Origin of the sequence: Devosia riboflavina (assembly GCF_000743575.1) — a bacterium.
Taxonomy (GTDB): domain Bacteria; phylum Pseudomonadota; class Alphaproteobacteria; order Rhizobiales; family Devosiaceae; genus Devosia; species Devosia riboflavina.
In genome coordinates this window covers 106300-130891 of the sequence record NZ_JQGC01000015.1, presented here as the reverse complement: position 1 = coordinate 130891, position 24592 = coordinate 106300, and the positions used below count along the sequence as shown (strand labels likewise).

At 62.4% G+C, this 24592-nt stretch carries 21 protein-coding genes and 1 tRNA gene; 8 read left to right on the top strand and 14 right to left on the bottom strand.

Features of this window, described 5'->3' with window-relative positions; translation table 11 throughout:
• Window positions 1–100 precede the first annotated feature (100 nt).
• From typA to JP75_RS15925, 7 genes are all read right to left on the bottom strand, one after another.
• Entirely contained in the window at window positions 101–1915 is a 1815-nt protein-coding gene (gene typA / locus JP75_RS15955; protein WP_035085144.1) for a translational GTPase TypA, read from the bottom strand.
• 249 nt (window positions 1916–2164) lie between these two features.
• Entirely contained in the window at window positions 2165–3469 is a 1305-nt protein-coding gene (locus tag JP75_RS25415; protein WP_160194703.1) for a GGDEF domain-containing protein, read from the bottom strand.
• Window positions 3470–3571: 102 nt separating this feature from the next.
• On the bottom strand, window positions 3572–4171 hold the full coding sequence (locus JP75_RS15945; RefSeq protein ID WP_341872287.1) for an alpha/beta hydrolase family protein: 600 nt from the start codon (window positions 4169–4171) through the stop codon (window positions 3572–3574).
• 168 nt (window positions 4172–4339) lie between these two features.
• The gene (locus tag JP75_RS15940) at window positions 4340–4780 is read right to left on the bottom strand and encodes a MarR family winged helix-turn-helix transcriptional regulator (protein ID WP_035084826.1); all 441 of its coding nucleotides are present in this window, start codon (window positions 4778–4780) and stop codon (window positions 4340–4342) included.
• A 61-nt stretch (window positions 4781–4841) separates the two neighbouring features.
• The gene (locus JP75_RS15935) at window positions 4842–5714 is read right to left on the bottom strand and encodes a heme-dependent oxidative N-demethylase family protein (RefSeq protein WP_035084824.1); all 873 of its coding nucleotides are present in this window, start codon (window positions 5712–5714) and stop codon (window positions 4842–4844) included.
• A gap of 79 nt (window positions 5715–5793) precedes the next feature.
• Window positions 5794–6327 carry an inorganic diphosphatase gene (ppa, locus tag JP75_RS15930; RefSeq protein ID WP_035084821.1) on the bottom strand — a complete coding sequence of 178 codons (534 nt, stop codon included), beginning with the start codon at window positions 6325–6327 and terminating at the stop codon, window positions 5794–5796.
• A 139-nt stretch (window positions 6328–6466) separates the two neighbouring features.
• Window positions 6467–6916, bottom strand: coding sequence for a universal stress protein (locus tag JP75_RS15925; RefSeq protein WP_035084820.1), 450 nt, complete (start codon window positions 6914–6916; stop codon window positions 6467–6469).
• A 110-nt stretch (window positions 6917–7026) separates the two neighbouring features.
• On the opposite strand from JP75_RS15925, the gene JP75_RS15920 reads away from it, so the two are divergent.
• Window positions 7027–7578: a hypothetical protein gene (locus JP75_RS15920; RefSeq protein WP_051960782.1), complete on the top strand. Its 552-nt coding sequence runs from the start codon at window positions 7027–7029 to the stop codon at window positions 7576–7578.
• Here the strand turns inward: JP75_RS15920 and JP75_RS15915 are convergent.
• Window positions 7575–8024: a tellurite resistance TerB family protein gene (locus tag JP75_RS15915; protein ID WP_035084818.1), complete on the bottom strand. Its 450-nt coding sequence runs from the start codon at window positions 8022–8024 to the stop codon at window positions 7575–7577. The genes JP75_RS15920 and JP75_RS15915 overlap by 4 nt on opposite strands.
• A gap of 242 nt (window positions 8025–8266) precedes the next feature.
• Between JP75_RS15915 and JP75_RS26600 the strand changes: the two genes are divergently transcribed.
• From JP75_RS26600 to JP75_RS15900, 3 genes are read left to right on the top strand one after another with little or no spacing between them, the layout of a single operon-like run.
• Window positions 8267–9070, top strand: coding sequence for an ImuA family protein (locus tag JP75_RS26600; protein WP_051960781.1), 804 nt, complete (start codon window positions 8267–8269; stop codon window positions 9068–9070).
• A complete protein-coding gene (locus JP75_RS15905; RefSeq protein WP_160194702.1) occupies window positions 8958–10601 on the top strand; it encodes a Y-family DNA polymerase in 1644 nt (547 codons plus the stop codon). Before JP75_RS26600 ends, JP75_RS15905 begins: the two co-directional genes overlap by 113 nt.
• Window positions 10598–14059 carry an error-prone DNA polymerase gene (locus JP75_RS15900; protein ID WP_051960780.1) on the top strand — a complete coding sequence of 1154 codons (3462 nt, stop codon included), beginning with the start codon at window positions 10598–10600 and terminating at the stop codon, window positions 14057–14059. The genes JP75_RS15905 and JP75_RS15900 overlap by 4 nt, the downstream gene beginning before the upstream one ends.
• Window positions 14060–14066: 7 nt before the next feature.
• Here the strand turns inward: JP75_RS15900 and JP75_RS15895 are convergent, their stop codons facing one another.
• Window positions 14067–14354 (bottom strand): 4a-hydroxytetrahydrobiopterin dehydratase, encoded by a 288-nt coding sequence (locus tag JP75_RS15895; protein ID WP_084587734.1) that lies wholly within the window; start codon window positions 14352–14354, stop codon window positions 14067–14069.
• Window positions 14355–14708: 354 nt separating this feature from the next.
• Here JP75_RS15895 and JP75_RS15890 point away from each other — a divergent pair, with 354 nt between their 5' ends.
• Both JP75_RS15890 and JP75_RS15885 read left to right on the top strand, forming a co-directional pair.
• A complete protein-coding gene (locus tag JP75_RS15890; RefSeq protein ID WP_035084815.1) occupies window positions 14709–17015 on the top strand; it encodes a putative bifunctional diguanylate cyclase/phosphodiesterase in 2307 nt (768 codons plus the stop codon).
• A gap of 184 nt (window positions 17016–17199) precedes the next feature.
• Complete coding sequence (locus JP75_RS15885; protein WP_051960779.1) at window positions 17200–17979, top strand: N-acyl amino acid synthase FeeM domain-containing protein; 780 nt, start codon at window positions 17200–17202, stop codon at window positions 17977–17979.
• A gap of 19 nt (window positions 17980–17998) precedes the next feature.
• Here JP75_RS15885 and JP75_RS15880 read toward each other — a convergent pair.
• The 5 genes from JP75_RS15880 to hemC form a co-directional block, all read right to left on the bottom strand.
• Window positions 17999–18074, bottom strand: a tRNA-Thr gene (locus JP75_RS15880).
• A 35-nt stretch (window positions 18075–18109) separates the two neighbouring features.
• Window positions 18110–19495, bottom strand: a complete 1386-nt coding sequence (locus JP75_RS15875; protein ID WP_051960778.1) for a heme biosynthesis protein HemY — start codon at window positions 19493–19495, stop codon at window positions 18110–18112.
• Window positions 19495–20751: a COG4223 family protein gene (locus tag JP75_RS15870; RefSeq protein ID WP_035084814.1), complete on the bottom strand. Its 1257-nt coding sequence runs from the start codon at window positions 20749–20751 to the stop codon at window positions 19495–19497. The genes JP75_RS15875 and JP75_RS15870 overlap by 1 nt, the downstream gene beginning before the upstream one ends.
• A 24-nt stretch (window positions 20752–20775) precedes the next feature.
• The gene (locus JP75_RS15865) at window positions 20776–21507 is read right to left on the bottom strand and encodes a uroporphyrinogen-III synthase (protein ID WP_152565868.1); all 732 of its coding nucleotides are present in this window, start codon (window positions 21505–21507) and stop codon (window positions 20776–20778) included.
• An 8-nt stretch (window positions 21508–21515) separates the two neighbouring features.
• Complete coding sequence (hemC, locus tag JP75_RS15860; RefSeq protein WP_035084813.1) at window positions 21516–22454, bottom strand: hydroxymethylbilane synthase; 939 nt, start codon at window positions 22452–22454, stop codon at window positions 21516–21518.
• Between the two features lie 99 nt (window positions 22455–22553).
• Between hemC and tsaD the strand changes: the two genes are divergently transcribed.
• Both tsaD and JP75_RS15850 read left to right on the top strand, forming a co-directional pair.
• A complete protein-coding gene (tsaD, locus tag JP75_RS15855; RefSeq protein WP_035085124.1) occupies window positions 22554–23612 on the top strand; it encodes a tRNA (adenosine(37)-N6)-threonylcarbamoyltransferase complex transferase subunit TsaD in 1059 nt (352 codons plus the stop codon).
• The gene (locus JP75_RS15850) at window positions 23602–24588 is read left to right on the top strand and encodes an NAD(P)H-dependent glycerol-3-phosphate dehydrogenase (protein WP_035084811.1); all 987 of its coding nucleotides are present in this window, start codon (window positions 23602–23604) and stop codon (window positions 24586–24588) included. Before tsaD ends, JP75_RS15850 begins: the two co-directional genes overlap by 11 nt.
• Window positions 24589–24592 lie beyond the last annotated feature (4 nt).

The following is a 24592-nucleotide window of genomic DNA, read 5'->3' as shown; positions in this document are numbered from 1 at the left end:
CGGAGCGGTTTTGACGCGATCCGGTCCGACACTCGATGCTGCGGCTTCCGCGGGTGGGAAGATGGGAAGGGGTGATCGCCCCTTCCACCACTGCCGGATCTTAGGCCGACTTGGCGGCGCGGCTCATGCGCTTGCGATCGTTGGGATCGAGCCAGATCTTGCGCAGGCGGATCGATTTGGGCGTCACTTCGACATATTCGTCTTCGGCGATATAGCCGAGCGACTGTTCGAGGGTCAGCTTCTTCGGGGTCGTCAGGCGCACCGCTTCGTCCTTGGAAGTCGTGCGGATATTGGTGAGCTGCTTGCCCTTGAGCGCATTGACCTCAAGGTCGTTCTCGCGGGAATGCTCGCCGATGATCATGCCTTCATAGATGTCGACGCCGGCATCGATCATGATCGGGCCGCGGTCTTCGAGGTTCCAGAGCGCGAAGGCAACCGACTGGCCGGTACCGTTCGAGATCAGAACGCCGGTGCGACGGCCGGGCAGCTCGCCCTTATAAGGCACGAAGGAGTGGAACAGGCGGTTGAAGATGGCCGTGCCACGGGTATCCGAGAGCAGTTCAGGCTGGTAGCCGATCAGCGAACGGGTCGGAACCAGGAGCTGGATACGGGTACGGCCAACGCCGGACGGACGCATATCGGTCAGTTCGCCCTTGCGCTCGGTGAGCTTTTGCACGACGGCGCCGGTAAACTCGTCATCGACGTCGATGATGACTTCTTCGATCGGCTCGTGGCGGACGCCATCGATGTCCTGCATCAGGACCTTGGGACGACCGATGGTCAGCTCAAAGCCTTCGCGGCGCATGTTTTCGATGAGCACGGCGAGCTGAAGTTCGCCGCGGCCGGCAACGTCATAGGAGTCGTTGTCGTCGCCCGGGGTCACGCGGATCGCGACGTTACCTTCGGCTTCGCGCATCAGGCGCTCGCGGATGACGCGCGACTGCACCTTGTCGCCTTCGCGGCCGGCCAGCGGGCCGTCATTGATGCGGAAGGTGACCGACAGGGTCGGGGGATCGATCGGCTTGGCGGCGATGGGCTTGGTCACCGAGGTAGCGCAGAGCGTATCGGCCACGGTGGAGGTCACAAGACCGGCAATGGCGACGATGTCGCCGGCTTCGCCGACTTCGACGGGGGTGCGTTCAAGGCCACGGAAAGCCAGAACCTTGGAGACACGGCCCTTTTCGACTTCCTTGCCTTCACGATTGAGCGTGTGGATGGGGTCGTTGGCCTTGACGGAGCCCGAGGTGATGCGGCCGGTCAGGATGCGGCCAAGGAACGGGTTGCGCTCGATGGTGGTGACCAACATGCGGAACGCGCCTTCTTCGACCGAAGGCTGCGGCACGTGTTCGATGACCTTGTCGAGGAGGGGCCCAAGGCTTTCCTTGGGACCTTCCGGCTCCAATGCCATCCAGCCCTGCTTGGCCGAACCATAAAGCACTGGGAAGTCCAACTGCTCAGGGGTCGCATCGAGGGCGATAAAAAGATCAAAAATTTCTTCGAGCACTTCGAGGTGACGCTCGTCGGACTTGTCGATCTTGTTGATGGCAACGATCGGACGCAGGCCCTGCGCCAGCGCCTTGCCGAGCACGAACTTGGTCTGCGGCATCGGACCTTCGGCCGCGTCGACGAGGATGACGACGCCGTCGACCATGGAGAGGATGCGTTCCACCTCACCGCCGAAGTCGGCGTGGCCGGGCGTGTCGACGATATTGATGCGGGTGTCTTTCCAGAGGAGGGAAGTCACCTTGGCCAGAATGGTGATACCGCGCTCGCGCTCGATATCATTGCTGTCCATGGCGCGTTCTTCGACGCGCTCGTTTTCGCGGAATGAGCCCGACTGCTTGAGCAGGACGTCGATCAGGGTGGTCTTACCGTGGTCAACGTGGGCGATGATGGCAATATTGCGCAGGGACATGGGCACCGGGGCGTTGGGCATGGTCCAGCGGCGCCAAGGGCAAACGGCCAAAACATGCAGGAAACAGGAAACGCCAGCTGCAATGTGGGCAGACTGGCGCTTTTCGGTGCGGCTCTTATAGAAAAACAGTGCTTTCCACAAGCGCTCCCCACGCAGGGCGGGTTTGCGTGCACGGCGAGAAACGGCGCAATTCCCCTTCCTGGGCGAATTTTATCCGGTTTTCCGGCTGATGGGGCTCAGAAAAGACGGTCACGCACTGCCGGCGAGCCTCACAGTCGGGCTCGGCCAATCCTGCGCCCCCTCTGTGTCCGGGGCGACGATGATCCGGTCGCGCCCGCTTTCCTTGGCGGCGTAAAGGGCCTTGTCGGCCCGCGCCGTCAGGCTATGCAGGTTTTCGTCGGCCAGGTGTCTGGCGATCCCGGCGCTCGCCGTCACGCCCCAGCCAATATCGTCGCCAAAATCGGAGGCCGAAAGCTCCACCCGAATGGCATCGGCAAACTGCCGCGCCGCGCCGAGATCGCTGTCCGCGAGGAGAACGGCAAATTCCTCGCCACCGACGCGCCCCGCAATACCGCGCGACGCGGACAGATCGCGCAAGAGCTGGCCCAGCCGGGAAATGACCCGGTCGCCCGCCGCGTGTCCCGCCGTGTCGTTGACCCGCTTGAAATGATCGATATCGAAAAGCACCAGATGAACCGGACGGCCGCCGGCATCTCGCAACAGGATCGCGGCCGTTTCCTCAAAAGTCGCGCGATTGAGAAGGCCCGTCATGGCATCGATGCTTGAGCGCTCCCGCATCCGGTCGAGCTCGCTCAGCATGTCGCGCATGACCAGGGCGATGGCCATGGCCAGCAAGGCCACGACCGTGATGAGCGTCACCGTCAAGGGTTGCTCCACCGGTGGATGCGGGCCCGGCGGGGGCGCAAAATTGAAGAGTCCGCCGGGTGGCGGAGGCGGATTGAGGGAAATGGCAGTGCCGGGATCGCCCCCTTCGCCAAAGCCACCGCGCAGATGCGGGGGCGTCCGGTCCGGTGACAGGGCGCGGGCAAGCCCGCCCGGATGGATGAGGGACAGCAGGGTGACGGTGGCAATGCCGGCAACGAGGACCAATCCATAGGCCCATGCGCCGACGCGATAGACCAAGACGGCCGACCAGGCCATGAACACCAGCGTGGGAATGGGGCCCAATAGAAACCAGTGATGCGGCCGCGCATGCAGCACGGTCAGCGCCGTCGCCATCCCGACAAACAGCAGGCCACAGACCAGCATGCGGCCGAGGGGACTCGTCCGCGTGGCGCCTTCGCGATAGAGCCCATAGGCCACAAGGCAGGCGGCGGCGTAAAAACTCCCCCAACTGAACCACAGCACGGCCACGACCGGCTTTTCGAGGCGCAGCGTCGCTGTCGCGAGCCAAAGGGCCAGCAAACCAAAACTGCCCGCCCACCAGACAAAGGCTTTCAGCCGGTGATTGATTGCATAGGCAACGAGCAGCGCGACTGCCAGCAGCAGTGCTGTGACGGCGGCGGCAAGCGAGAACACATCTACCTGGGCCACTTCAATCATTCCCTCTTTGCCGCCGAGCATAAGGGAGGCGCGTTAATGCACCCTTTTGGTGCGCGCGAACCGCATGATTTTTAAGGCCTTTGTGCCGGCGGCTCAGGCCACGCTGTCCTGCATGTATTGGTCGACATGTCCGCTCCAGAGCGCGGGCTTGAACATCAGTGCATGACCCATCGGCGCGGCGATGAATGTGCCCTGCCCGCCCGCGGATCGAAACCGGTCAAAATTTTTCCGGCAGTGCCCTATCTGATAGTACTGGTCGGCATTGCCATGCAGCCAGAGGGTTGGAATTCGCGCTTGTGCGCCGCGCTCGAAAAGCAGGGGATTGACCACTTCATGGCTCGGGCAGCCCCGCCCCAGCCAGCCACCATTGAAGTTGATGGCGCCGCGGAAAATACCCGGCCTCATCCCGGCAAAGGCGATGGCGAGGATTCCTCCGCGTGAGACGCCGCCGATGACAAGCCTTTGCCGGTCTATGTCAGATCGGTCGCGCAAATAGCTGACGACGGCATCGACATCCTCGATGGCCCGCTCGAAACCGGCAATCGCGATTTCGACATCGCAGGAATAGCCCGAGCCGTCGGGGGCAAGGCCTTCGCCATAGGCGCCGCCGGATTTTCCCCTGCCCCGGCGTTGCGGAAAGAGGGCCATCCAGCCGCGCTCGACAAAATAGTTTGCGACGATCCCTGGAGCCACGGTTCTCCCATAAAGGGATGTGTTCTGCCCTCTGCCGGTTGAGCCATGGTTGAAGACGAGAGTGGGAAACGGGCCTGCGCCCTCTGGTCTGGCGGCCACGATCTCCAGTCGAGCGCCGGCCTCAGCGGAGGGTATGAAGAATTTTTCGAATTTCATGGAGCCGGACGCCTACTGTCCCGTCCTACCCGTCTGCACTTCCAATAGCGACACCACGCGCCCTAAAAGTTCCAGGAACTGACCGCGCTCGGCCGTGGTGAATTGCTCGAGCAGCAGTTCGTTGAGCGCACCCAGGGCGCGGTCCATGTCGGCGATGCGCTCATAGCCCAGTGGCGTCAGGGCGATCAACGCGCTGCGGCCATCGTCGGGATTGCGCTTTCGCGTCACAAAACCATCGCGCTCCATGCGCTGGATGGTTGCGGTCATCGTCGGCTGCTCGACCGAGGCAGCCTCGGCCAGCCCCTTTGGCGTATGCGCACCGCCGGCAGAGAGGGCAAGCAACACCGGTACATAGGCGGGATTGAGCCCGATGGGGCCCAGCATGGTTTCCGTCTCGCGCGCCAGGAGACGGGCAGCCCAGTTCAACTGGTCGGCAACGGTGGTCTCGTTCATATACTGAGCCTACTCAGGATTTTTCCCATTTAGGCGCGGCGGACTGATTTGGGCAAGCGTTTCAGCTTATGCCTGCGAGACGCGAGAGAACGCGGTCGCGCTCGCGGGTCAGCCCTTTGTAGTCGAGCTGTTCGGGCGTAAGGGCAAGAAGCTGGGCATGGAGGGTTGCGGCCAAAATTTTGGCATCGGGATGGCCAGCAAACGTGTCGAGATCGACCAATGAAATCCGGATCGTGAAGACGATGGCGCCGGTCTCAGGCAGTTTCCTGAGGGTTTGCCGCTCGATGCGCAGGTGCACCGGATCGGCCCGCTCGCCGGTACCGAAGCGCGGCATGTCGGGTCCCGAAACATCGGGGTGAAACAATCGCCGGTCGCCATAGAGCGACCAGTTCCAGCGAATAAGCGGGATTTCCGGCCGCAGGGCATCGAACATGCGCGCCATGAGCTGGGCCGAGCGGGTTTCGGGCCCAAAGCCGGGAACCGGCTGATGAATGGCGTCGAGCACCTTTCCGATTTTCTCGGAGAGCACCCAGGAGGACGGGAAGCTGAGGCTCGCCGCCACCAAGCGCCAGCCGGGCTCGGTGCGGGAGAGAATGAGAAGATCGTCCTGCACCAGTTTTGCCGCCTGCAGCAACGGAATGCCAGCGAGATCAACCACTTCGCCACTGGGCACGATGAGGAGGCCATTGTCGCGCTTTTGCCAGAGATGCGGAAAGCGCTCCGGCAGATATTCGGCCAAGAGGGAAAGCAGCTCGGCCTGAGCCGGTCGGCTTTCGGGCAGTTCCGCAAAAATCTCGGAAAAATGAGTCTTTTGAAGGCGCGCCTTTTCGGCGAGTTGCGCCGCCATATCCGCATCGGGATCGAGCCAGTCCGCCGGGTCGAGCGGCTTGGTGGCGATCTGGAAAAGTCTGGTGTCGAAGGCAGGAAGCGTCATGCCGCCATGAAAGCCACGCTGCCGCCCATCGGCAAGGGCAAAAGAAAAGGGCTGGGTCGCTCCAGCCCAATTCCGAAACTCATTTTTCGCTCTTATGGCGCTCGATCGATTCGAGGATCACGCGCCTGGCATCGGCGAGGTTGCCGATCCGGTCGATCTTGGCCCACTTGCCGGGCTCGAGATCCTTGTAGTGGGTGAAGAAATGCTTCACGCGCTCAAGCTGGATTTCCGGGAAATCCTCGATGTCCTTGATGTTGTCGTACATGCGGGTCAGCTTGGAAACCGGCACGGCGATGATCTTTTCGTCCTGGCCGCCATCGTCTTCCATGAAGAGCACGCCGACGGGGCGCGAACGCACCACGGCGCCCGGAACGAGGGGGCGCGAATTCATCACGATCACGTCGAGCGGATCGCCGTCACCGCATAGAGTATGCGGCACGAAGCCGTAATTGCCGGGGTAGCGCATCGGCGTATAGAGGAAGCGATCGACGAAAAGGGCGCCGCTATCCTTGTCGATTTCATACTTGATCGGCTCGCCGCCAAGCGGAACTTCGATGATGACATTGAGGTCTTCGGGCGGATTCTTGCCGGTCGGGATGGCGTCGATGTTCATTTGGGCGTGTCCGTTGCGTCAGGGAGGGGCTGAACGAGAGGCGTTCTGCCGCAGAACGCCCGGCAAAGGCAAGCCGTAAATCGGCGAGGCGCCGAAGCCATTCGCCGCAGGACCAATGGCTTCGACAAATTGCAAAAGCCTATTTGACGATCAGCACCGGCACATTGGAGCGGGCCAAAACCTCGGAGGCCTGGCTGCCGAGCAGCAGCCGGCCCAGGCCGCGGCGGCCATGCGAACCCATAACGATCGTATCGATGCCGCGCGCCGCGGCGGCTTCCAGAATGGCATCGGCCGGACGGTGGCGCGGCACATGCAGGGTTTCCGCCGCAATGCCCGATGCATCGAGTTTGGCCTTGGCGTCATCGAGCAGTTTTTTGGCCTGGGCAGCATAGTCTTCTTCGAGCTGGACGATGATCGGGCCGGCATCGAAAGTGCCGAAACCGCCCGCACCGATACCTGTCGCCACCGGGTCGGTCGCGGTCAGGACCAGGATTTTCGAACCATGAGCCCTCGCGAGCTCGACGCCGGCCGCCACCGCCTTGTCGCCCAGTTCGGAACCATCAGTGGCAATAAGCAGGGATTTGAACATGCTCTTCTCCTTGTTTACGGCACAATAACCCGATCATTGTGTCCGGCAATTGATCTCGATCATTGAGTCTAGCAATGGTCTCGATCATATTGCGGCGAGGAGGCCGGTCCATGTTGCAGCGTCTTTTTCTGGTTCTGACCGTGACTTGCGCAACGCCTGCCTTTGCCCAGTCGGGCTTTACCAGCGCCTATACCGACCTCGATATCGAGCAGTGCCTGGTGCTCGAAGCCGACGACTTTGGTGCCAGTTGGGCCTGTCCCGGCTACAAGGGTTTTCCGGTCATGGTGCAGGAAGGCGACTTGCGCTTTTCCATCAGCTACGGCTTTGAACCGGAGAAGAATTCAGCCGGTTTCCAGACCCTGCCGCCCTTCAACAATCTCGGCTCAAAGCTCGAATGGCGACTGTCGAACGAAAAGGGCTACTTTTTCCCGGTGGCCACCATCGTGCGCTATCACACCGCCGATGTCGAAACCGGCGAGAACAAGGGCCAGGTGCTGGTCGTGACGCAAATCGCCGAGGGCAATTCCTGCCACATCGCCTATGTGGATGCCCTGGCCAACAAGGACGCCAACGAGCTGGCGCGCGCCGCCGCCGACAAGTCTGGTGACTTTGACTGCGCCAATGACGAGCCGGAAGTGATCGGGAAATTTACCGCCTACTAAGCTTCGGCTTCGTCGGCCTTGCCGCGAATCTGGTTGCGCAGCACGGTACGGTCGCGGCTCGAAACGCCGATCAGTTCGGCAATGCGCCAGACCATATTGTCCTCGAGCTCGTGATTCTGCCGGTCGGCAAAGACCACGGTCCACATCATGCGGATGATTTCGACGCGGTCTTCCATCGGCAATTGCGTAATGCCGGTGGTAAAGCGGTAAAAATCCACCGCCTCGGCATCCCTCTCGGCCGCCTGCTTGATCAGGCGATCGACACTCGGCTCATCGAGATCGTAGTGATCCATCAGCGCGCCACGAATGGATTTGCGCTCTTCGTCCTTCATCGTGCCATCGACCGCGGCAAGGTGCACGAGGAGCGCCGCCACCGACAGTTTCGGGTCATTGCTATTGGTCGCCGTCTCGGTTTTCTGGAACAGACGGGTCAGGGCCTCGAACATGGCTTTCAGCCTCGTGCACGGGGGTGAAGGAACGGGTTTGCGATTGAGCCGGGAGGGCCGCGAAACAAAGACTGGGGCAGAAGCTGGTTTTGCTCAATGGGCGCAAGTACTGCTCACGCGGTCTTGACCGCCGCTGATGCAGGCGAGCCACACCCTCTTTTGAGGGCCTTCAGAAAGGGACTCGACTCCCGAGGGATTCGGAGTCAAATTGTTCCTGTTTTGTTCTAGTAGACGGTTTCATCATGCAGGCCCCGGAACGCCAACAGCGCCTTGCCGCGCTGCGGGACACCATTGCCGATATCGAGCGCAAGCCAGCACTGGCGGAAGCGGCCAATCGTCCGCGGGGTGAACCCGGCATTTTTCCCACCTTGCCGGCAGGTCTCGTGCAGGAAGTCTATGCCGACGGGGCCCGAGACAGCGGCGCGAACCTCGCCTTTGCGCTGACCCAGGCCAAAACCCTGCTCACGGCGCGGCGCTCGACGATCTACTACGTGCAATTGGCCGATGAGGGGAAACATCTCGGCCTGCCCTATGGGCCTGGTTTGCACTGGTTCGGGATTGATCCGACAAAACTGGTGATCGTACGCGTCGCCGACATGACCGAATTTTTATGGGCCACCGAGGAAGCCACCGCCTGTCGGGCGGTTGCCGCCATCATCGCCGAGGTGAAGGGCAATCCCAAACTGCTCAATTTTACCGCCAGCCGGCGGCTGAGCCTGCGCGCCAGCGCCAACCGGGTATCGCTCTTCATGCTGCGCTATGGCCAGCGGCGGGAAAGCAGCGCCGGACACCTGCGCTGGCGGCTCATGCCCCATCGCAGTGGCCGCCACGCCTTTGACGATCGGGCCCCAGGCATGGCGCGCTGGCACCTGCGGCTCGAAAAGGGTCGCATCGCCGGCAATCAACTGGACTGGATGCTGGAGGCACGGAAAAATGGCTTTGCAATCTTCTCCAAGCCAGTTGGCCCTGGTCGATATCAGGCAGAAACGCCGCTTCCTGGCGCTGCACCTGCCCTATTGGGCCACCGACTATCTCAAGCGGGCTGAGCCAAGGCTCAAGGAAAAACCCCTGGCACTTTACGAGCGCATCAAGGGCGGGTTGCGCCTTGCCGCACTCGATCCTGAAGGCCTGCAGAACGGCCTACGCCTCGGCCAGAACCTCGCCGATGCCCGCGCCATCTGGCCGGCTCTCACTGTGCTCGAGATCGACCGCCCAAGGCTCGAAGCCGCCTTTGGCCACTTTGCCGATTGGCATTCCAATGCCAGTCCGCTGGTTTCGGTCATGACCGATATCAGCCGTTTTGGTGATCTCGTGCTCGACATTACCGGGGTGGCGCATCTTTTCGGTGGCGAAACCGAAATGCTGCGCACGCTCATCATCCGCCTGCGGAAACTGGGCTACCGCGTTTCCGGCGCCATTGCCCCGACCATTGGCGCCGCCTGGGCCGTCAGCCATTTTGCCCGGAGCCAGGTGGTCGGGGACGATAGTTTTGCCGCTCTGCTCGATGCCCTGCCGGTTGCCGCCCTGCGGCTTGAGGAAAGCCAGTTGCTTACTCTTGGTCAAATGGGGCTCAAAACCATCGGGCAAGTCAGGCAATATCCCCGAAAATCATTGCACACCCGCTTTGGCCAAATCCTCCTGCGCATGGACCAGGCTTTTGGCGTGATCGAGGAGCGGATGGCACCGCGCCTGCCATTGGTCGATTATCTTGCCGAACAGCGCTTTGCCGATCCCATCAGCCTCATGGACGATGTGCTGCGCACGACCCATGACCTCTCGGTCAAATTGAGCAAGACGCTCGAAGCCGAAGGGTTGGGCGGCCAGAGCTTTCATCTCTTCCTCTATCGGGTCGACCACAAGGTAATGACCCTGTCGCTCAATGCCGGACGGGTGACGCGAGACCCCGAGCATATTGCGGACCTCTTTCGCCACCGGGCGCAGCGGCTGGAAGTCGAATATGATCCCGGCTTTGGTATCGACATGGTGCGGCTGGCCGCGAGCAGCACCGATCGCCTCGATGCGGTGCAGACGGGCGCCTTTTCCATCGAGGAAGGCACCGAAGACATTGCAAGGCTCAACGACCGGCTGAGCAGCCGGCTCGGCCCGCTCGCGGTTCTGCGGACGGAAATGGTGGCAAGCCGCCTGCCCGAGCGCGCGGCCAGACTGGTGCCGACACAATCAGGCCAGGCCGATGCTCCGATTGTAGCGCCAGCCCTGCAGCGCCCGGTAAAACTGCTGCCCATACCCGAGGTCGTCGCCATCATGGCCGAAGTGCCCCATGGCCTCCCCGCCTCCATGGTCTGGCGCGGCGAAAGTTTTCGTTTGGTCAGTGGCCAGGGGCCGGAGCGCCTGAGCGCAGAGTGGTGGCGGAAGCAAGAGCGGCTGAACCTGGTGGAGCCCGATCCCCAAAAACCGAAACCCTATGAACCCAACCTGCCGGAGTTCAGCCCCACGGCAGGAACGCGGGACTACTACGTGGTGGAAGACCAGCACGGCAGTCGCTTCTGGGTGTTTCGGCAGGGACTTTATGGCGAGGGCAATAGGCCGGTTTGGTACCTGCATGGGTTTTTCCCATGAGTGCCCCCGCCACCATTCCGGAAAAAGTCATCGAACTCGAAGCCCCGTTTTATAGCGAGCTCATCACCACCAGTAATTTTTCCTTCCTGCGCTCGGGCTCGCATCCCGAGGAGATGGTGGCGTCAGCCATGTTTTTAGGCATGACGGCCCTCGGCATCTGCGATCGCAATACCTTTGCCGGGGTTGTCCGCGGCTATGTGACGGCGCGCGACAACAAGGATCGCAGCCCCGATTTCCGCTATCTCGTCGGCGTCAGGCTGGCCTTTGCCGATGGCACACCCGATATCGTCGCCTATCCCAGCGATCGCGTCGCCTATGGCCGCCTCTGCAAGCTGCTTACGATTGGCAATCATCGGGGCGAAAAGGGCAATCCAACGCTCTTTTTCGACGATCTCTTCGGCTCGGCCAATCCCGCTTCTGAAGAGGAGCACGGCCCGACCGAGGATTTTTCGCAAGGCCAGTTGTTCATCCTGCTTCCCGACGAGAACGACTGGGCGCTCACCGAAAAGACGCTTGATCGCCTGAGCCGGCAGGCCCCGGGACGAGTCTGGATCGCCGGAACGCCACGCTTTGATGGCCAGGATCGGGCCCGGCTCAACCGGGTCGAGGCATCAGCGAGGCGCCATCGGGCCTTCATGATCGCCAGCAATGATGCGCAATATCACGAGCCCGATCGCAGCATGCTCTTGGACGTCGTCACCTGCATCCGCGAACATGTTACCCTCGACGAAGCCGGCTTTCGCCTCGCCGCCAATGCCGAACGGCACCTCAAAAGCCCGCGCGAAATGGCCGGGCTTTTTGCCGAACATCCCGACGCCATCGCCCAGACGCAAAAGTTCATCGCCCGGATCGGCTTTTCGCTCGACCAGCTCCATTACAACTATCCCGAAGAAACTATCGGCAATGGTGAGACCGCGCAGCAAACGCTGGAGCGGCTGACCTGGGCCGGGGCAGAAAAGCGCTTTCCAAAGGGTCTCAGCAATGACCTCAAGAAGACGCTTTGGACCGAGCTTTGCCTGATCGCCTATAAAGGCTATGCGGCCTATTTTTTGACCGTGCACGACATCGTCCACTTTGCCCGCTACGAAAAGAAGATTCTTTGCCAGGGGCGCGGATCGGCTGCCAATTCGACTGTCTGCTACTGCCTCGAGATCACCGAGGTCGATCCCAATAAAGCTACACTGGTCTTTGGCCGTTTCATCTCCACCGAGCGCGACGAACCGCCCGATATCGACGTCGATTTCGAGCACGAACGGCGCGAGGAGGTGATGCAATATGTCTATCAGAAATATGGGGGGCGGCGGACGGGACTGACGGCCAATGTCATTTCCTACCGCTCCAAAAGTGCCATTCGCGAAACGGCAAAGGTTTTCGGCGTTTCCGACGACACCATTGCCGCCTTCAACCAGCTTCATTGGGGCTGGGGCTCCTCGCTTGATCTAAAAAATGTGAAAAATATCGGACTCAATCCCGACGACCCCGTGCTGGCGCAGATGTTCGAGGTGGTAAAAGTGCTGCGCGGCTTTCCGCGGCATCTTTCCCAGCATGTGGGCGGCTTCGTCATCACCCGCGATAGCCTTGAAAGCCTGGTGCCGATCAGCAAATCGGCCATGGATAGCCGTACGATCATCGAATGGAACAAGGACGATATCGACGCCCTCAAAATCCTGAAGGTCGATGTTCTGGCACTGGGCATGCTGACCTGCCTGAGGCGGGCTTTTGACCTGATGAAGGAGCACTATAAGCGCGACGTAACCTTAGCCGAGCTGCAAGACGAAGGGTTCAGTGACGAGGATAAAGGAACGGAAATCGCCAAGCCGGTCTATGAGATGACGCACAGGGCCGACACGATTGGCGTCTTCCAGATCGAGAGCCGGGCACAGATGTCCATGTTGCCGCGCCTCAAGCCAAAGATCTTTTATGACCTCGTCATCGAAGTCGCCATCGTCCGGCCAGGCCCGATCCAGGGCGGCATGGTCCACCCCTACCTAAAACGGCGCGAAGGTATTGAACCCTGGGTCGCCGATCCCGACGATCCGCTCGACCAGGTCCTCAAGAAAACCCTGGGTATTCCGCTCTTTCAGGAACAGGCCATGCAGATGGCGATCAAGGGTGCCGGCTTTTCCGCCGGCGAAGCCGATCAACTCCGGCGCGCCATGGCCGCCTGGCGGCGCACCGGAAAGATCGAGATTTTCAAGGAGCGCTTCATCGAGGGGATGAAGAACAACGAGCGGAAAAAATACAGCCAGGAATTTGCCGAGCGCTGCTTTTCCCAGATCGAAGGCTTTGCCGAATATGGTTTTCCCGAGAGCCACGCGGCCAGCTTTGCCCTGCTTGTCTATGCCTCGTGCTGGCTCAAATGCCATTATCCCGATGTTTTTGCCTGTGCCCTGCTCAATTCCCAGCCCATGGGCTTTTATGCGCCGAGCCAATTGGTGCGTGACGCGACCGAACATGGCGTCGAGATCAGGCCGCCCGATATCAATCTGTCGAACCACGATTCCAGCCTCGAAACAGATGGCTGGAAAATTGCCCACCACATCTGGCCGCGCCACGCGGTCATGCAGAACGACATCTGGACCAAAAAAGCTCTGCGCCTGGGACTACGACAGGTTGAAGGTCTTGCAAAAAAGGATATCGAGCAGATTGTAAAAATGCGCGAAAAGGGGCGCTACACTTCCATTCGCGATCTCTGGCTGCGTACGAGCGTGCCCATTGCCAGCCTCGAAAAACTCGCCCGAGCCGATGCCTTTTCCGGTTTCAGGCTCAATCGTCGCGAGGCGCTCTGGGCGGTAAAGGGGCTCATGGGCACCCATGGCGCCGAAACCCTGCCGCTCTTTGCCATCGCGCCACCCAGGGAAACACCGGTCGAAGAGCCCGCCGGCCTGCCGCTCATGGCGCCGGGTGAGGAGGTCATCCACGACTATGCGACCCTGTCGCTGTCCCTAAAGGGCCACCCGGTACAATTCCTGCGGCCCATGCTCATGGAGCGGGGTACGACGTGGGCCGCCAATCTCTCGACGGTGACGCCGGGCCACCGCATCGAAGTGGCGGGGCTCGTGCTGGTGCGGCAGCGGCCGGGCACGGCGAGCGGCGTCATCTTCGTGACGCTCGAAGACGAAACCGGGGTCGCCAATATCGTCGTCTGGCCAAAGCTGTTTGAAAACGACGTCATGCGAAAGACGCTGCTCTCGAGCCGCATGCTGGCGGTGCGGGGGCAATTGCAGAAAGAGGGTCTCGTCATCCACATCATTGCCGAGGACATGGTCGACCTGACCCCGCACTTGCTCGACCTTTCGCATGGCAAGGATTTTGGCGACCGGGTCGTGGCCCGGGCCGACGAAGGCAAATCCGGCCCGCCGGGCAGCCAGAGCCGTGACCGCAATGCCATTCGCGAGATCGAAATGGCCCGCCGCCGTGCCTATGGCGCCATGCCGAAGGGCCGCAATTTCCACTGAAAGACGATCAGACCAGAGCGCTGATTTTTCCGGCGAGGTCGACATCCTTCTGCGTCAGCCCGCCTGCATCATGGGTGGAGAGCACGATCTCGACCTTGTTGTAGCTATTGGACCAATCGGGATGGTGATCGGCCTTGTCGGCGAGCAGGGCCACGCGGCTCATAAAGCCAAAGGCTTCGGAAAAATCCTTGAACTTGAAGGATCGTTTGAGCTGCGTCTCGCCATTCTCGATGGTCCAGCCCCTCAGCTTGCTGCGCGCTGCCGCAAGTTCATCCGGTTTGAGCTTGTCTGCCATTTCGGCCTCCTCGACCTGCAGCATGCCTCCCCGAAAGGGTACCCGTTCGGAGGCATGCGCGAAAACAAAAATCAAGGCGCGCCAAGCCAATCCAGGGGATCTCGACGCGCTTTTGCGAACCGCATTAAGCAAGAGTTCACCTTGGCAACGGGAAAGCGGCGACGAAGTTCATCTTCCCCTCAACATTCAAGACGGTCTTAACCGCAGTTACGTTGAACTCAAACGTCAACCAGAACGGCCACGCCAAGAATGGGCGGCCATAAGCCACGCGCGTGGCGACCTACACAAACCGCTGCCGACCGGAGTCGGCGCGGCGGATCACCCCGGAAGATCCGAACTCTATACAGGATCGGCATGTTTCAAGCCGCCCATAAATTGCTGCCGCCGGTCGACTATGTGTCGATGATCCGTTCGCTTTATGCCGACCGGCTGTCGATGCTGCTTGGCGCCTATGGCTCGGCTCTCGCCGCATCCGTCGCAGCGCTCGAGGCGCAATCGCCCGAACTTGGCTGCATCGCCTTTCTGTTCATCGTGGTTGGCTTCCTGCGCCATCTCGACATGAAGGCTTTCGAACACGCGACTCTTGGCGACGAAGACGTCGAAACGGCGCTCTATTGGGAAGGGCGCGCCACCCTGGGCGCCGCCGCCATCGCGCTGATCTACGGCGTCTGGTGCCTGATCAGCTTCTGGGTCGTCGATGATGCCTTTGCCGAACTGACCGCTGCCAGCGTCTCGGTTTCCGTGCTGGTCGGCGTCTCGCAGCGCAATTTCGCCATCGACAAGCTGATGACCATCCAGGTCCTGCTGATCGCGGTGCCCCTGTGCCTGGGCCTGCTGCTCGTGGGCAATATCTACTACGCGCTTCTGACCCTCTTGCTGCTGCCCTTCTTCCTGTCGCTGCGCAAGATCGCAGGCAATGCGCGAAACGTGCTGCTGCGCGCCGTGCATGGTCGCACCAAGGCTTCGGCTCTCGCCGGCCAGCTCGACGCTGCACTTGATACCATGGCGCATGGCCTGCTCATGCTCGACCGGAACCACTTGATCGAAGTGGCCAATGACAGCGCACTCCTCGCCTTCGGCATCGACAATCCCACTGACTGGATCGGGCGGCCGCTCTATGAGCTTTTCGAACATGCGCTTACAACCGGTGCCATCCCGCAGGCGGCCGCCCGGCGCATGGATATGCTGATCGAAACCAGATCGAGCGGCAAGGTGCTGATATCAAGCGTAGGCGGGCGGTATTTTGAAGCCTCGATCTCCTCGCGCGATACCAAATCGGTGCTGCTGTTCGAAGATATTTCCGATCGCATCGCCGCCGAGGAGCGCATCAGCTATATGGCGCGCTATGACGCGCTGACGGGTCTGCCCAACCGCGCCTATTTCGCCGAATTGGTCGAAAAGGCGCTCGAAGCCCGGCTCGATACGGTCGAAGCGGGCCATGTGGCGCTGCTGATTCTCGATATCGACGATTTCAAGCATATCAACGATACGCTCGGTCATCTTGCCGGCGATCAATTGCTGCACGAGCTTGGCCGCCGCCTGCCCGGCGCCCTGCCCGAAAACGCCATTGTGGGGCGCCTCGGCGGCGACGAATTCATCGCCTTCTATATTTCGCCCGCAGGACCCGAAGGCATCGAGGCCGATGCGGAACGCCTGCTCAAAGGCCTCCACCAGGCCTATCAATTGCCCAATCGCCGGCTCGATATCGATGTCAGCGCCGGCCTCGTCTCCTCGCCGGACCGCAACAACAATTTCGAGCAATTGATGATCAAGGCCGACCTGGCGCTCAATGCCGCCAAGTCGGGCGGCAAGAATCGCATCATTCCGTTCCATGCGCGCATGGATACCGAATATCAGTTCCGCCAGCAGCTCAAGACCGACCTCAAGACTGCCATTGCCGAAGGCAAGCTGCACCTCGCCTATCAACCCGTGGTCGATCCGCGCGAAAACCGCATCGTCGGCTGCGAAGCGCTGGCGCGCTGGGATCACGAGACTTTTGGCGCCATCTCGCCGGCAACCTTCATTCCGATCGCCGAAGAAACCGGCATGATCACCGATCTGACGCGTTTCGTGCTCGGCAAAGCCACGCGCGACTGCCACACCTGGCCCGGAACCACCCATGTCGCGGTCAATATCTCGGCGCGCGACTTCCGCTCCACCGATGTCGAGGAAATGGTCAATCAGGCGCTTGAGGAAAGCGGCCTCCCCGCCGCCCGCCTCGAAATCGAGGTGACGGAAACAACCGTCATCGAGGAGCGCGATGCGGCGGCCGCGGCCCTGCTCAAACTCTGCAATCGCGGGGTCGGCGTGGCGCTCGACGATTTTGGCACGGGCTATTCCTCGCTGAGCTATCTCAGCGCCCTGCCCTTTACCAAACTCAAGATCGACCGCTCATTTCTCACGGGGATCGAGACGGACGAACACGCCCTCAAACTCCTTACCAATGTGGTGCAGATCGGCAAGGATCTTGATCTTGTGACCACCATCGAGGGCGTCGAGACCGAGGTGCAGCTCAACTTCGTCATCAACCACACGCGGGCCGACCTGATCCAAGGGTTCCTCTATGGCGCGCCAATGAGTTTTGACGCGATCTCGCGCCTGCTCGAACAGCAGGTTTACCGTCAAAACACGGTTCCCCTGCGCCTCGTTTCCTCGACCTGAAGCATGTCTCCCGAAAGTGGAGAGCGGTTTCAGGGCCAAGACATGCGTAAATAGGCTAGGCACGGCGACGCGCCTAGACGAGCGAGGCCGGCAAATTAACCACGTCGGCAATGTCAACTTTTGTCAGGGTTAATGAAACGTTAACGTCCCCGCCGAGGCAATTGAAGGCGGCGGACATATCAGCATGGCGATCGACAAGGACAGCGCGGCTGCAGCCCGCGCCGGAGAACCCTCGCGCTTTTCGGGCGCCCTCATCGATGTGCTCGACGATGTGAGCTATGCGCGGGTCGATGCCAGCGTCATCGACGACCCGATCTATAAATTGCGCTATCGCGCCTATGTGCGTGAGGGTTTCATGGATCACAATGCGGAGGAAATCTGCATCGACGATCTCGATGAAACGCCCAATGCCATGAGCTTTGGCATCTATATCAAGGGCGAACTGGTTAGTTCCATCCGCCTTCACCACCTGACGGCGCAGTATCGGCGCTCACCCAGCATGAAGGTCTGCCCCGATATCCTGGCCCCGATGGTGGACGCTGGAAGGACCTTCATCGATCCCAGCCGGTTTACGGCCGATCGCGAAGCCTCGCTGGCCTATCCGGCCTTGCCTTTCCTGACGCTGCGCGTCGCCGCCATGGCTTCGGTGCATTTCAATGCCGATCTGTGCCTGGCGCTGGTGCGTCCCGAGCACGGACCGTTTTACAAGCGCGTCTTCGGCTCGGAAATCATGAGCGATGTGCGGACCTATCCGGGCCTGCATTTTCCGGTGGCGCTCTTCGGCGCGCCGGTCGAAAACATCCGCAGCCGCGTCGCCCAGCGCTTTCCGTTCTTTCTCTCGACCAAAGAGGAACGCGAGCAACTCTTCACGCAGACCGTCAAGCAGGGCACGCATCTGCGCATCCGCGCTTCAGCGCGCCACGCCTATGAAAGCGCGCGCGCGGAAATGGCGGAACAAATCTGACCGATTGTAGGGGGAAAAATGGTGCCGCTTAGGTGACTCGAACACCTGACCCCATCATTACGAATGATGTGCTCTACCGACTGAGCTAAAGCGGCTCCGGCCGGGCATGGCCCGAACAGATTGCGGTCTTTTACTGTTGGTTTTCCGCGGGCGCAAGAGGCAAGACCGGCGCGGGCTTGGGGAAATCCTCGGACCCTTCGCCTGAAGCCGCCGGCAGCGGCAAGGGCCGCGCGTTGCCGGTGACAGGCACTTTCCATTCAAAGGCGTCGAGCTTGCCGGTCACCGGGGAAGTTGGTTCCCATTCGGCGCTGACAAGACCATCGGCCGTCCAGGCCGGGTCGCGCACTGCCCGAAGGCCCCGCGCCAGCCATTCGCGCGCCTTGCCCTGGTCCCCGCTCTCGCCCGCCTCGATCTCGGCCATGAGGCTGGCAACACCTTCGGTGAGATCGGGACCGGCATAGGGCAAGAGCACATCGCGCGCCAGCGGCCAGTCATAGGCGTCAATGGCGGCACGCGCCAGCGCCATGGCGGCGGCGCGGTGTTCGGGCGGCGTATCCACGATTTCGCGCATGCGTTTCAACCGTTCGACGGCCGAGGCGCCGGGCTGGGCATGGCCATAGAGCGCCGCGACATCGGGATGGCCGGTTGCCCGCCAGATGCGTCTAAGCAGGCTCATCGCCTTGCGGCTCTCGCCCTGATTGATATGGACGCGCGCCGCGATCAGCGCCGCCGGCACGAAATCGGGCAACAGTTTTAGCGCCGTCAACGCATGTTCGAGTGCCACCAGCGGCTGGCTGGTTTCGGCCTCACGGGCCCTTGCCGTCTCGATGACAGCCTGGCGGCGGCGCTTTTTGGCGCGGCCCTCGCGGCCCGGTGGCACCTCGGCATTGACCATGGCCACCGCCTCGGCCCAGTGGCCGCGCCGCACCAGATCGTCGAACACGGCCTCAGCGGCCCAGGAGCTGTCGGGCGCCAGACTGAGGGCCTTGCGCGCAAAGGTGAGTGCCGCTTCCGGCCGTTGCTGGGTGCGGGCCTGATCGTAAAGGCCGGTGAGAGCCGCGAGCGCCGTCTTGTCGCTGGCGATCAGGGCACGATAATGCTCGCGTGCCGCCGGCATATCGCCGACGGCGAGGTCGGCCCGTGCTTCGAGCAGCTTTGCGGCGCTATTTTCGGGGAGGCGGGCTTGTGCTTCGCGAGCCAGCAGCCTTGCCCGTGCCGGATCGCCCGATTGCAGGGCAATGACGGCATCGGAGAGGGCTTCAACGCCCTGCTCGCGGCGTCGAGCGGCACGACGCCGGGCCATGGCCCGCGGTGCGCCAAAAATGCGCCGCAGCACGGCCCAGATCAGAATGATCAGGGCGGCGGCCAGCAAGATCAGCACGACGGCAGTACCGAGGCGCGGCTGCATGCGATAGCCGGCCAGTTCCAGCGTCAGCGTGCCGGGCAAGGCCATCAACCAGGCGGCAAGCGCCGCGACGACCAGAGAACCGACGATCCAGAGGGCGAGACGGATCATCAGCCATTCCCTCCCGCCAGCGCTGCCTGACGCAGCGATGCAAGAAAGGTCTGGGCGGCTGCCTGATTGGAGATTTCATCGGCCACCGCGCCAGTGGCCGCCCGCATGGAGGCCGGCAGGGCGTCGAGTTCGGTCTTGGCGGCAATGAAATCACCGCGCCCGATAGCGCCTTCAAGGCGGGCCACGACGGCTTCGGGCCCATCGCCTTCCACCGCCTCGGTGGGGCGCAGGGCGATAATGCCGCGGAACCAGTCTGAGGTCGCTTCCTGCCAACCCGCATCGGCCCCGACCGGTCTTCCGGCAAGGACATCGGGCAGCACGGCGTTGAAATCGCGCGCAATCAGATCGGGCCGCTTGAGCCCGGTCATGGCATTGGCAAGCACCGCGTCGGGCACGGCGAGGTTGGGAAGCGCCTGGCGGAGCGCGGCGACTTCCCCATCATAGGCGGCGCCGGTGGCAAAGGCGGTTTCGAAGCCGGAAACGATCAGCGGCAGGCGCACCTGCCCCGCTTCGAGCGCCGTGCCTTCGGACAAATCGGTTTCGAGCGTCGCGACCTTGGCCGAAACGCCATCGAGATTGGTCTGGGTCTGGGCGGCGCTTTGGCGGAGAGCTGCAAGTTCGGTTTCAAGCGCGGCAATGGCGGCAGCATTTTGTGCCGCCGTCTCACCCGCGGCCTGCGGCGCAGCCGTCAGTTCGTCGACCCGGGCACTGAGTGCGGCAAGATCACCTGCTAGCTGGTTTGCCGGTGCCGAATCGCCTGCCGGAGCCGCAGTTCCGGGATTGGCTTCGAGCCCGGCGACCCGTGCCGTCAGCCGCGCCAATTCCCCCTGCAGGGTGGAGGTGACGGTTTCGAGCTCCGGCACGGCCGTGGCAATGGTTGCTATACGCGGATCCGCCGGCTGCGGCGCCGGAGCGACCGCGGGCCAATAGCCCAATAGTGCCAGCCCATAGGCGGCACCCAGACCCACGATACCCCCGACAAGACCAGCAAGCCACGCCGCCCCTGCCCCAGCTTCGGCCGAAGGAACCAGCGGCGGTGTGATCGGCTTTGATTCGGGTTTCGGCGTCGTCGCGCTGGCCGGACCGGGCTTGAACGCTTCGGGCTTGGCCTCCGGCTCAGGCTTCGCTGTCGCGCTTGGCTTGACCGATTCGGCCGGGCGCGCCGTGCCTTCGAGCACCGGCGGCTTTACCGCGCCGGACTTGCCGGCGGGGCTGGTTGGGGTTGCGGCGCTTGCCTTGTCCTTGGGATCAGCCATGTGCCTTCCTTTTGCCTGGCCCGATCATGACCCAGATTGCTCGCGGGCAAAAGCCAGCGCCAGGGACATCATCGCTTCTTCATCCGGCCGATCGGCCAGATGCACGCGGGTAAAATGCTGTTCGACAAGCGGCTGCGCCACGTTTTCCGAGAGGCAGAACAGCACGAGGTCGCGCCTTTTTGCCGCGCTCAGCCTCGGCCCGACGAGATGGCAGAAAATTTCGGCCGTTCGCCGCGAATAGACCAGCGCCGCGCCAAGCTCGCCGCTTTCGAGTGCCGCCAGCGTCCCATCGGGAAAACTTGATTCGGCGACCATGTCATAGACCGTCGCCGTCACCACCATGATTCCATGGGGCACGAGCGCCTGGGCGAGATCGCCACTGAGATGTTTGCCGGCCGGATAAAGCACCGGCCCCTCGATCCCAGCCAAAGCCAACATGGTCGACAGCCGCTCGAATGTACCGCCGGCGCTGAACACTTCGTCAAATCCAAGCGCCCTTGCCTCATGCGCCGTGCGATCGCCCACCGCATAGACCGGCAGATGCAGCAAGTCCGCCAGCACCCCCTTGTCCTCCAGCGCCCGCAAGGCATTGGTGCTGGTGACCGCCAGGGCAGCAAATCCCGATAGATCAGGCAGGTGAAAATCGAGCGCCGCCCGGGTCAGCAATGGCGCTGCCACTGCCTCGATGCCGAGCGCCGCCAGCCGGTCGATACTGGCCTGGGCGTCGGGCTCGGGGCGGGTGACAAGCATGCGCATGATCTTTTTCACGCCATCCACTGTTCGAGCCAATCGGGCCCGGCCTGATCGAGCAGGTCTTTTCCGACTTTTTCGCCCAAGGCCTGGGGATCACCACCGCTGGCTTCAGCGCGAAATGTCGTCTGCCCATCAAGGCTCAGGATTTCGCCCTTGAGCGTCAGGGTGCCGGCCTGCTCTTGGGTCCAGGCGCCAACCGGCGTGCGGCAGGACCCGTCGAGCACGGCCAACATGGCTCGCTCGGCCGCGATCCGCGCATGCGTCGGCGCATGATCGAGCGGGGCGACGAGATCGAGAAAGCGCCTGTCGCCACTGCGCACGGCAAGCCCGATGGCCCCCTGGGCCGGCGCGGGCATGAAATTGTCGACGTCGAGAATGCTCGTGGCGCGATGCGTTTCACCGAGCCGATTGAGGCCGGCCATGGCGAGCAGCGTCGCATCCGCTACGCCATCCGCCAGCTTTTGCAGCCGCGTATGCACATTGCCGCGGAAGGGCACGATGTTGAGATCAGGTCGCAGCCGCAAGGCCTGCGCGGCGCGGCGAATGGACGAGGTGCCGAATTTTGCGCCCTCGGGCAATCGGTCGATGCCCGCCGCCTTCAGGGACAAGAAAGCATCACGCACATCTTCGCGCTCGAGAAACGCCGCCAGCGCCATCTCTGCGGGCAAGCCCGTCGCTACGTCCTTGCTCGAATGCACCCCGATATCGACGCGCCCCGAAAGCAGCGCCTCGTCGATCTCCTTGGTGAAAACGCCTTTGCCGCCAATGGTCGAGAGAGAAACATTGGCGTCCTGGCTGCGATCGCCGCCGGTCGAAAACACTTCGATGTGAATGTCGTCTTCACCAACGCCATGCGCTGCAGATAGCAGGCTGCGCACCAGTTTCGCCTGGGCCAGCGCCAGCGGGCTACCGCGCGTTCCGATCCGGGCGAAGGGGGCTGGCGATTGCATTATGGCTCTGTCCTAGTGTAGCGAAAACCGTCATGGGCGCCTCGCGCCGCCTCACCCTTGGGAGTAGACCAGTTCGTCGTGACCGGGCAAGCGCAAGCCATCATTCTGGGTATCGAGACAAGCTGCGATGAAACCGCGGCTTCCATAGTCGTGCGGGATCAATCCGGCCACGGCACCATTCGTTCCAACGTGGTGCGCAGCCAGCTCGACGAGCATGCCGCCTTTGGCGGCGTGGTGCCCGAACTTGCCGCCCGCGCCCATGTCGAATGGCTCGATCACATCATCGCGCAGGCGATCGACGAGGCCGGCATCGACCTCAATGACATCGACGCCGTCGCTGCCACGGCCGGCCCTGGCCTCATCGGCGGCGTGCTGGTCGGCCTCACCACCGCCAAGGCGCTTGCCGCCTCGCTCGACAAACCACTGATTGCCGTCAACCACCTCGAAGGCCATGCCCTTACCGCACGGCTGACCAATGGCGTGAAATTTCCGTACCTGATGCTGCTCGTTTCCGGCGGCCATAGCCAATTCGTGCTGGTGCGCGGCGTCGGCGACTATGAGCGCTGGGGCGGCACCATCGACGACGCGCTGGGGGAAGCCTTTGATAAGGTCGCTAAGCTTTTGTCACTGGGCCATCCCGGAGGCCCCGCGGTCGAGCGGATCGCCCAGCAGGGCGACCCCAGGCGCTTCAAGTTCCCGAAACCGCTGCTGCGCGAAGAGCGGCTCGATTTTTCCTTCTCCGGTTTGAAGACTGCCGTGCGCCTGCAGGCCGAAGCGCTGGCGCCGCTGAGCGACCAGGACGTCGCCGACATCGCGGCCAGCTTTCAGGAGACAGTGGCACAGATCGTCGGTTTCCGAGCACGCCAGGCGCTCGAGAAATTTGCGGCTGAGTTTCCGGGCGAACCGATTCGCCTCGTCGTGGCCGGCGGCGTCGCCGCCAATCGTCGCATTGCCGAGGCGCTGCAAAAGCCCTGCACCGAGTTCGGCGCCGATCTCATCGTGCCGCCCATTGCGCTTTGCACCGACAATGGTGCCATGATCGCCTGGGCCGGCGCCGAGCGCCTGGCGCTCGACGATACCGATAGCCTGACCATTGCCGCCCGGCCGCGCTGGCCGCTGCAGGACGAAGACATGCGGGTGAAAAGCCATGGCACTTGAGACAGTTGCTGTTCTCGGGGGAGGCGCCTGGGGCACCGCTCTCGCGCAGGCCGCCGCCATGGCAGGCCGCAAGGTGACGCTGGTCCTCCGCAACCCGGCGCAGGCCGACGCACTCAACGCCACCCATGTCAATGAAGCCGCCCTGCCCGGCCAGGTACTGCTCTCCAATATCTCGGCCAGCGCCGAGCCAGTCCCCGCCGATATTTTTATCCTCGCCGTGCCGGCACAGGCGACGCGAACACTGCTCACATCGCTTGATGCGAAATTGCTGACAGGCAAGCCGGTCGTGCTTTCGGCCAAGGGGCTCGAAACCGGCACTCTGGCCCGGCAGAGCGAGATTTTGGCCGACATGGCGCCCGATGCCATTGGCTATGTACTCTCGGGCCCAAGCTTTGCCGCCGATGTCGCTGCGGGCCGGCCGACCGCCGTCACCCTTGCCGGCGACGATGCCAGCGCCACTTCGGACCTTGCCACCGCGCTCGCTGGCCCCAGTTTTCGGCCCTATGCGGCCGATGACCGGATTGGCGTCGAAATCGCCGGTTCGCTGAAAAATGTCTATGCCCTCGCCTGCGGCGCCGTCGAAGGCGCCAATCTCGGTGCCTCCGCCCGCTCGGCCCTCATTGCCCGCGGCTACGCTGAAATGGCCCGCATGGTGCATGCCCTCGGCGGCTCCGCCCATACGCTGACCGGCCTTGCCGGCCTCGGCGATCTCACGCTGACCTGCACTTCGGTGCAGTCGAGAAACTATCAGTTCGGTATGGCGCTCGGCGCCGGGCGTCGGACGGCCGACATTTTGGCTGGTGGCGCTAAGCTCGCCGAGGGTGTTGCCACCGCGCCGGTCGCCGCGGCCCTTGCCAAAAGTCTCGATGTCGACGCCCCGCTGGTCGACGCCGTCGACGCCTTCGTTGCCGGCCGCGCCGATATCGCCACCATCGTTGCGGGCTTGATGTCCCGCCCGCTCAAGAGGGAACACTGAGAAA